The sequence below is a fragment of the Sessilibacter corallicola genome (assembly GCF_021290925.1).
Taxonomy (GTDB): domain Bacteria; phylum Pseudomonadota; class Gammaproteobacteria; order Pseudomonadales; family Cellvibrionaceae; genus Sessilibacter; species Sessilibacter corallicola.
The window spans coordinates 1,394,517-1,403,290 of the sequence record NZ_JAJSLX010000002.1; the positions used below are offsets into that span (position 1 = coordinate 1,394,517).

General features: G+C 44.5%; 9 protein-coding genes. All 9 read left to right on the forward strand.

The window, feature by feature from the left end:
- Window positions 1–9: 9 nt before the first annotated feature.
- The 9 genes from LU361_RS13300 to LU361_RS13340 all read left to right on the forward strand — a co-directional run bounded on the left by LU361_RS13300 (window position 10) and on the right by LU361_RS13340 (window position 8,774).
- Window positions 10–459 carry a hypothetical protein gene (locus tag LU361_RS13300; RefSeq protein ID WP_233089317.1) on the forward strand — a complete coding sequence of 150 codons (450 nt, stop codon included), beginning with the start codon at window positions 10–12 and terminating at the stop codon, window positions 457–459.
- A gap of 166 nt (window positions 460–625) precedes the next feature.
- Complete coding sequence (locus LU361_RS13305; protein WP_233089318.1) at window positions 626–1,147, forward strand: hypothetical protein; 522 nt, start codon at window positions 626–628, stop codon at window positions 1,145–1,147.
- Window positions 1,147–1,677 (forward strand): glycoside hydrolase family 108 protein, encoded by a 531-nt coding sequence (locus LU361_RS13310; protein ID WP_233089319.1) that lies wholly within the window; start codon window positions 1,147–1,149, stop codon window positions 1,675–1,677. Before LU361_RS13305 ends, LU361_RS13310 begins: the two co-directional genes overlap by 1 nt.
- Window positions 1,670–1,933 (forward strand): hypothetical protein, encoded by a 264-nt coding sequence (locus LU361_RS13315; RefSeq protein ID WP_233089320.1) that lies wholly within the window; start codon window positions 1,670–1,672, stop codon window positions 1,931–1,933. The genes LU361_RS13310 and LU361_RS13315 overlap by 8 nt, the downstream gene beginning before the upstream one ends.
- A complete protein-coding gene (locus tag LU361_RS13320) occupies window positions 1,933–4,449 on the forward strand; it encodes an SGNH/GDSL hydrolase family protein (RefSeq protein WP_233089321.1) in 2,517 nt (838 codons plus the stop codon). The genes LU361_RS13315 and LU361_RS13320 overlap by 1 nt, the downstream gene beginning before the upstream one ends.
- Window positions 4,446–4,916 (forward strand): DNA-packaging protein, encoded by a 471-nt coding sequence (locus tag LU361_RS13325; protein ID WP_233089322.1) that lies wholly within the window; start codon window positions 4,446–4,448, stop codon window positions 4,914–4,916. The genes LU361_RS13320 and LU361_RS13325 overlap by 4 nt, the downstream gene beginning before the upstream one ends.
- Before the next feature lie 8 nt (window positions 4,917–4,924).
- On the forward strand, window positions 4,925–6,388 hold the full coding sequence (locus LU361_RS13330) for a PBSX family phage terminase large subunit (protein ID WP_233089323.1): 1,464 nt from the start codon (window positions 4,925–4,927) through the stop codon (window positions 6,386–6,388).
- 213 nt (window positions 6,389–6,601) lie between these two features.
- Window positions 6,602–7,972, forward strand: a complete 1,371-nt coding sequence (locus LU361_RS13335) for a DUF1073 domain-containing protein (protein ID WP_233089324.1) — start codon at window positions 6,602–6,604, stop codon at window positions 7,970–7,972.
- On the forward strand, window positions 7,908–8,774 hold the full coding sequence (locus LU361_RS13340) for a phage minor head protein (RefSeq protein ID WP_233089325.1): 867 nt from the start codon (window positions 7,908–7,910) through the stop codon (window positions 8,772–8,774). The genes LU361_RS13335 and LU361_RS13340 overlap by 65 nt, the downstream gene beginning before the upstream one ends.

Genomic DNA, 8,774 nt, shown 5'->3' on the forward strand with positions numbered 1-8,774 from the left:
GAGGTAACCATGCCAACCACGATACTCAAACCTCAACAAGAAATTACCTCCTATCGATTTAATGACGGGCTAACTGCCACCGGTACAGAGTCACAGAATCACAAATACTCTAATCCGCCTAAATTTTACAGGGAGTCTAGCAACCTATCACATCCAGCCAAGCTGTTGATGCGGGCTCGAAATGAAGATGCCGGCGCGTTCGACCAGTTAATAGTATATGTTCAGGATCGCATCGTCGCTCATGGAGCGCAATACAACTGGCAACTGAATGGCCGAGAGCGCGATCTAGCCCGTATCGCAGTAGATGAGTTTCTAAATCCAGGTTTTCGCACTGACACTAACAAAGGTCGCATGCTGGAAATATCACGGCAAGCCTACCAAAAAACATGGGGGCCAAAAGTCTCGTTAATTTTAGGTTGGCTAACACGGTGGCACAAAGAAGCGGACAACTGTATTTAAAAACATTGAATTTAATACAGTGTCGAGGTTGACAGGGGTTACGTTTTTTTCTATGATTTTTGTATGTTGGGATTTTTCCCAAAGTGCTTACTCCTTTGTATTATTCGTTCTCTTTCTTATCTTTCGGCTGCTTAATTGCGGCCTTTTTTATGTCTGAAATTTGCTTATGAAATGGTCCAACGTCGGAAAGTGGATTAAATCCAACGCCAGTGATGGTGGTAAGTTAATTGGCTCACTGCTAGCCGGGAAGGTCCCTAGTGCCGTTGCTGCTGGTGCCGCTATTATTTCTCGCGTAACTGGCACCAATGACCCAGAAGAAGCGCTAGAAAAATTAAAGCAAGACCCGGAGCTTCTAATTCAGTTGAAAAAAATTGAGCTAGAGGAAAAGGTTTCCATTCAGAATCATATTGAAGTAATGGAAAAATACGAAATGGAGAGCCACTCCATTACCCAGGAAACAATTCGTGCCGGAGATAAAGCGGATGATCGATTTGTGCGCTGGACTCGCCCTGGTCAATCATGGGCCTCGTTAATTGCAGCATTCGTTTATATATTTTTGCACGAAAATCCAACCTCAGAAGTTTTGTTGCTTCTGCTTGCGTTGCCGTGGGCATACGCCGGTCTCCGACAAATCGGAAAGGGCGTTGATTCTATTTCTAATGCAATTCCACGAAAAGGTTCTAGTTGATGTCCAATTTTGATAAAGCTTACGACCACCTCCTCAAGGACGAGGGTGGCTACGTATTTGACCCTGATGACCCAGGCGGTGAAACCTTCAAAGGCATTAGCCGTAAAAACTTCCCTATGTGGGAAGGGTGGGTAACAATCGACAAAGTTAAAAAAACGGCTAATTTCTGCAATAAAATTGAGTCAGATGAGTATTTGTCTGGGCTAGTGAAAGCTTTTTACAAAAAGGAATTTTGGGATAAATTGCGCTGTGATGAAATCCATTCATCGCGCATAGCAAACATTATCTTTAATTTTTCTGTCAATATGGGAGTTGGTGCAGCGGCTAAGATCGCTCAGCGAGTTGTGCGGGCCAAAGATGATGGAGTTATTGGCAAAAATACCCTGAGCGCTATCAATACCGCTGTTGATGAGTATTTTGTTAGCCGGTATAAAATTTTGTTGACGGAACGATACGTTGAGATCGTAGAAAACCGTGAAACCAGCAAAAAATACTTCTACGGCTGGATAAGACGAGTCGTTCGTGCATAAAAACGTAATTCTGTTTTTAACCTTTATGGGGCTAACATTTCGCGCCCATGCAATGGATGAGCCCCACAGAGTAATGCAATCCATATTTGCTGTTTCCGTATGTTTTCTCAGCTCTATTTCCCCATTTATTTTTGATAACGCTAGCACGCTGAGCATTCTAGTGGGGATGATTGTGAGTGCGCTTGTTGGTGCCTCCGCAATTAAAGTAAATATTCTCAAGGCAAAACAGATTAAAAAAGAGATGGGTGATAGTTGATGGAAGAATTTGATTTAATTCCATTACGACTGGCAATCATCGGCGCTTCGGTACTAGACCAGACCACCAGTAGAGACGATGACGCAAACAACACCTACGAGGGTAGCGATTTTCTAACTGCGTTACGATCCCAAAATATTAACGCCGGATTTAGAAGTTTTGCTGTAAGTGGCTCGGCACTCTACAACGACCCCACACAAACTGCATCCGGCGGATTGATTGAAGATCAGGTTGATGAATTTATTCGCAGCATCAACGGGTCATCATTTCAGCATTTCATGCTGGCCCACTGGTGGGGCAACAACATCTCTCGAAACAATGATTTAATCGTAAATGAGGATGGCTCTTTAGGCGGTTGGTCTCAATTTCAGATTGATGAATTTCGCGCGGTTACTCGAAGGCTGTGTGAGAAGCTTCAAAGTGCTGGCGTTGAAATTATCATCCCTACGATCACATTTCGCGCGTACGATGCAGAGCAGGAAGTATTAGCACTAACTCGCGAAGACAGGGCTAGCGTTGTTTACCGTGAGTTGGTAGACGAGTTCGCCAGAGAGTTTAGCGCAAACTGGTATGATTTCGACGCCGGGCGCCCCTTAATTGATTTGCATGCCGCATCATTTCAGGCTCACCAGCAAGGAATTTATTTTGTCGATCCATTGGTCGACGGTATTCACCCAGGACCACAAGGCATCACCGTTCTGCAAAGCTACATTGCAGAAAGAATTAAAAGCAATCCTAATTTTCAATTCCAACCTGTACCAAAAGCACTGATCACTACCGTAACAGTAAATAACTCAGTTGTACCAAGTACGGCATTAGCAAATACAAATGCATTAGTTGGTGATACGGGAACAGCAAACAACCTAAGAGACATTAATGGTCGAGTTATTCCGGGCTCAAATGTAACGTGGCAAGGATTAGGAACGGCGAATTCTGAAGGGGTTCCTGCGGCCGCAAATATACCGGACTACCTAAATGCGCATGAGTATATTCCTGATGCAAATCATTATGCAGCAGGCACCTATCAAGCATTTGTTGCCGACGTCTCTCCAGATGGCCGCGTGAGAGTCAGCGCGGGTCCAAGTTACGCAAATAGAACTGCGCTACTGAAAATTACTAGTGCGAGAGACCCAGACGGGTCGCCTTCCAGGCTGACCGATTTTAGTATTTCAGTAGACCCATTTGCCAACGAGCCTTTAGTAACTGCATTGGAAACCATAGAATCCGCCTCTGTGCCTCCTGAGCCAAGAGAGGTACAGGTCCAACTGGATGAAACGGGTAGCATTGGGTTTAGTTACAATGCCACACCAAACTCCGTTAGGTTTGGGTATTTCTCAACAGCTACATTACGCATTGATGAAACCATTACCACTGATGCGCCCACCGCATTAACGGTAACGGAAAATCAAGGTGCGGCTTTGGTAGTTAATATTCCCAATGCGCGAGAGGTGCGAGTATCTGGACTGGAGGGCGCCACAATAACGCCCAATGGTATTGGGAGTGGATACAATTTGATGATTCCAAATACCATTGATTTTGAGCAGACCCCAAGCGCTGTTTTAACAATTACCGCAAGCAATGATTTTGACCTAATTAATCACGCTATTAATTTAACCATTGAAAACGTTCTGGAAAACATAATCGACGATCCGGGCCCGCTGAATTTATCCGTTGCAGAAGAAGCGACCGTTAATGCCTCCAACCAACAAATTATCGATTGGCTAGAAAGCACCAATGCAACCGGTCACAACATCGGAACATTGGCAGAAGGCGAAAATAGAATTCGATTAACGCTGGCCGACGCAGCACCATTAAATCAAGTGATCACGGTATCCAGAAAGCCCGCTCCAAGAATTACTATTCGTCCGATACGCATTGTTGACGGTCAAGCACTGGTAACCAATTTCACCATTATTAATTTTGATGGCGGCACTCCAACCTCCAGTCAAGGCGTATTAATCGGTGCGGGCGATAACCAATGGCAGCTAAGAGCCCCTGCATACGACATTGCTCTCATCCAAGAAGACACTATCGACATTATTGCAGATGATGGCATTAACCCACCGGTAACCGAAACACTAGAAATCACTGTAATTGATGCTCGTGGGGAACGAACCATACCCAACATTCACACCGATGAAGTTACGCTAAGAAATCCATTTTCTAATGAAGAATCAATTTTTGTTGACCCCGGCAGAAACAACCAGGTTTACGTTGAATTTTCCCAGTTTGATGAAGCGATTGATTTTAACCGCGCCTCTGGATTTGAACTAAAAGACCAAAACGGCGAAGTCATTATCGGTGACCAAACGGGCGGATCAATACAGGCTGAAAATATTCTCGATTTGAATGGTCGAGAAGTGCCGGTTTTAAGTTTTGATTTCCCTGGTGGCATTTCGAGCAGTTTATCCGGTACGGGTTTAACCCTGATCGTATTCGATGCAGAGCGTCCAGAAGGCCAAGTGCTTGTGCATTCTGAGAGCAGTCGCCTCAAGTTTGATTTTCATACCTCATGACAGAAGACACTAAATTTAAGCCTGGAAATAAGTTCTGGGAGAAGCGATCAAGTCACGGCCGAAAGCCTATTTTCGAATCTCCTGACGAATTGGAAGAGGGTGCAATCGATTACTTTAACTGGTGTCATGACAACCCTCTGTATGAAGATAAAGTTTGTTCGTTTCAAGGGATGAACGAGCATGTGCCTCTCGCTAAATTGCGAGCATTCACCATTGAGGGGTTGCTGATCAGGCTAGAAATTAGTCGAGGCACTTGGGATAACTATTGCGAAAAGCCCGATTTTTTGGAAGTCACGGATTGGATAAAAATGGTTATCTACACCCAGAAGTTTGAAGGTGCAGCCGCTGGACAATTGAACCCGAATATCATTGCTCGCGATCTTGGTTTGGCGGATAAACAGGACATTACCGCTACCGGTGATTTAGTACCATTCTCAGAAATCAAGTCAGGTGTCGACGGTGATTAATGGGGTGTTTGAGTTGGTTTCCTCAGAGGGCGTTTGCTGATCATTTTATAACGGAATCGAACCAAATTATTGCGGTTCGATCCATCCTAAAGCCCGGTATTACCTACCACATTAATTATGGTGGTCGAGGTGGAGGTAAAACCTATCAGTGGGCTGATGCGCTAGTAGTTGAGGCAACTCTAGGCAAGGTAAGAATTCTCGTCACGCGTGAGCTTCAAAACTCCATTGACGAATCAATTAAGAATGAGATTGAAGACTGTATTAAGGCTCGTGGCTTAGAGTCATTCTTCAAGATCACTGAAAATAAAATTGTAGGGCTTAATGGCTCTGAGTTTATTTTCAAAGGCATTAAAAACAATATTAAGTCGATCAAGTCGATTTCCAATGTTGATATTGTTTTGTGTGAAGAGGCGGAAAATATTTCCAAGAAATCATGGGATATTCTTCTGCCGTCGATACGACCCAAAAATCGACCCCATCCAGCCATCATTGTCTTGTTCAACCCAGACAATGAGCTGGACGATACGTATCAGCGATTTATTGTTTATACGCCTGACGGCGCGATCGTCAAAAAGGTAAATTGGCGAGATAACAAATATTTTCCTGATCACCTAAACGAGCAGCGGTTACACGCACTAAAAACTCTACCCAAGTCTGAGTACGACAACATATGGGAAGGGGTGCCAAAAGGCACGGGTGACGATGCCATTATTCAGTTGGATTGGATCAAAGTCGCTCGGTTTACTTCAAACGATCCGCGCTGGAAAAAAACAGGGCGCCGCATTGTCGGTTATGACCCTGCCGGACAAGGGCGAGACTATAACTGTGCTGTGCATCGGGACGGAAATATATTTACTCATGTTGATGAGTGGCTAAAGTCGCCTGATTTGAGAGAGGCAAGTAAGCGGGCCTTTTTGTTGGCCAAGCAAGGCCAAGCATTTATTTATGATGAATGCGGTGGCTACGGTGATGGAGTAGATATCTTCGTTAAAGACGCCAAGAAAGAACTGCTCAAAGAATACAAAGCTGAGAAAATGACTCATGAAGAGCAGGTTCTCAAAAAGCTAAAAATACAGGGCTTTAATGCAGGTAATTCGGTTTATCGCCCTGATGCAAAAATTCCTGGTACCAAAAAAACCAACGGTGAAATGTACACCAATTTAAAAGCTCAAACATGGGCTCGGTTTTCGCAGCAGGTATACAACACTTATCGATTCATCGAATTAAATGAAGATGATATTGACCCTAAAGATATGATCTCCTTCGACATCGACGATAACGACACATTCAACAAAATGGCTAAAGAGCTATCGACGCCTATTTGGATGAAGTCATTAACCAACAGCAAGAAAAAAGTTGAAGACAAAGACCATATGGAAAAAAGAACCGGCCAGCCATCACCGAATATTGCAGAAGCGATGGTGATGACCTCTACACCTAAATTACCCGCTTCTATTGGGTCGATGCTATGAATTTTATTAAAAGGTTTTTCATAGCTGTTTTTAAGCCTAAAAAAACAGGGTGGGCGATCATGTCAAAAATTCCCCCTATGCCGAAGAGTGAAATTGTTAGTGAGTCTCGGAAGCATTACGGCTTGCCAGGGGTTAATAGCAAAACCCCAATGCCAAAGGTAAGGCCGCCGCGAGAATTGGATTCTTCTGATTGCCGGTGCTCGTTTAATTCTCATGGTGACTCAGCTGAATAATTACAACCAGCTCGCCAAAGACAGCAAGCCGCGCACTCGCGTACGTGCGCACATGGACGGCTTGCGTAATGTTGTCTCTGGAATGATTGAGGGGCAAACAAAGCGCTCCAACAATCGTTGGGCCTATGGAATATTAAATGATTGGCATCAATTGGACGCAGCCTATCAGGAAAGTTGGATAGCCTCTCAGATCGTTGATGTTCCCGCTAAGGATATGACGCGTGAATGGCGTCGCATTAAATGCCAGGATGCCGAAGAGATACAGCGTGAGGAAAAACGCTTGTGTGTTATGTCCAGCGTCCAAGAGGCCGTTCAATGGGGTCGGCTATTTGGTGGTGGCGGAATATTAATGCTTACCGGCCAGGATCTAGGCAAACCACTAAAAATCAGTCAGGTAAAAAAGGGCGACTTGCAGCGACTCTTAGTATTCGACCGTTTTGAACTTGGTGCACACACGCTAAACACGCACGACGTGCTTGCCAGAAATTATCTTAAGCCAGAGTTTTATACCGTGTGGGGTGGGCAACAACAAATTCACCACAGCCATGTTGTTAGGTTTGAGGGGTACAAATTACCAAGGCGGCAGCTAGACCAAACAAACGGTTGGGGTGACTCCGTTCTTCGTCGGGCGATGGAGGAGGTCACCGATGCCATTGCTGCGAAAAACGGTATTGCTGAATTAATGCATGAGGCAAATATCGACACGATCACTCGCGAAGGGCTGGCTGATGCGCTATCTAGCGAGGAGGACGAAAAAATACAAGAGCGATACCAGCTCTTTAAAATGATGAAATCCATTTTTAATTTAGCTCTGCTCGATGGTGATGAAACCATGGACCGAATGACGCTAAATTTATCGGGTGTTGCTCCTGTATTGGAAACCCTGATGATTTGGATTTCTGGCGCGGCAAAAATACCGGTAACCAAATTGTTTGGCACTTCTGCAAAAGGCATGAATGCCACGGGTGAAGGTGATTTAAAAACCTATTACGACGATATTCGTTCTCACCAAACCAATGATTTAGAAATTCCCATGCGTGATCTCGATGAGGTCATGGTGAGATCGGCGCTCGGTGATTTTCCTGATGATTTTGATTACGAGTGGAATCCATTGGCCCAGCCAAATGAACTGGAAACCGCTCAAGCCGGTCAGCTGCGAGCGCAAACCCACCAAATGTACATGGATATGAATGTTGCCAGTTCAGTCCAGGTTAAACGTGAGTTACAGGCGCAAGAACACTACCAATATGATGATGACGTTCTAGCCGCCGAAGAAAAGTTGCTAAATGAATTTGATTTTACAGAGTCCGAGCCAGGCGCTTCTGCTGAGCCAGCTACAAACGAAGCGTAAACCCCGAGGCATAAAGGCATCTGGACAAAGTGAAAATAGTTTTCGTGCGCGCCTACGCTCATTAATAAATCAAATTCAGGAAGATATAAATCGAATTCTAATTCCTGAATTAAAACGTCGTGAAAATGAATTCGTAATTGCAGACAGTGTAAACCCTCAAATTATCACACTGGATGATTTAAGTGGCGACTCAATCAGGCCAATTCGAGAGCGCTGGGTAAGCCCTGAATTTGAATTACTTGCCGAACAATTGGCTTTGCAGTTTGTAACCGAAACAAACCAAATCAATGCAAGGCGCGTTCGTGAGGATTTAAATAGGTTCGGCATTAATGCATTGGAACCTGATTTAAGGGCGTACATGGAAGAGGCTGTGAGCGATAATGTGCGGCTTATTAAATCCATTTCCTCTCAATATTTGGATAACGTCGAATCTGTTGTGTCTGCAAATGTACGAGCCGGTAACCGCTCGACGATCATCGCCAAGCAATTAATTCAGTCGCATGGCGTTTCAGTAAATAGAGCAAAGTTTATTGCTCGCGACCAAACGGCAAAATTAAACGCTGATTTAAGCAAGCGTCGACACCTGTCGGCGGGATTTGAGTATTTCCGCTGGATCGACTCAAAAGATATCCGTGTTAGAAGTCGACATCGCAACATCGCAAAAAGAAAAACCAAATACGGAATTGGCATTTATCGCTATGACGAATTACCACTCAGCGATAGCGGTCAACCGATATTTCCAGGTCATGATTATCAGTGTCGATGCATTGCACAACCGGTATTACCCTCAGAAATAAATTGA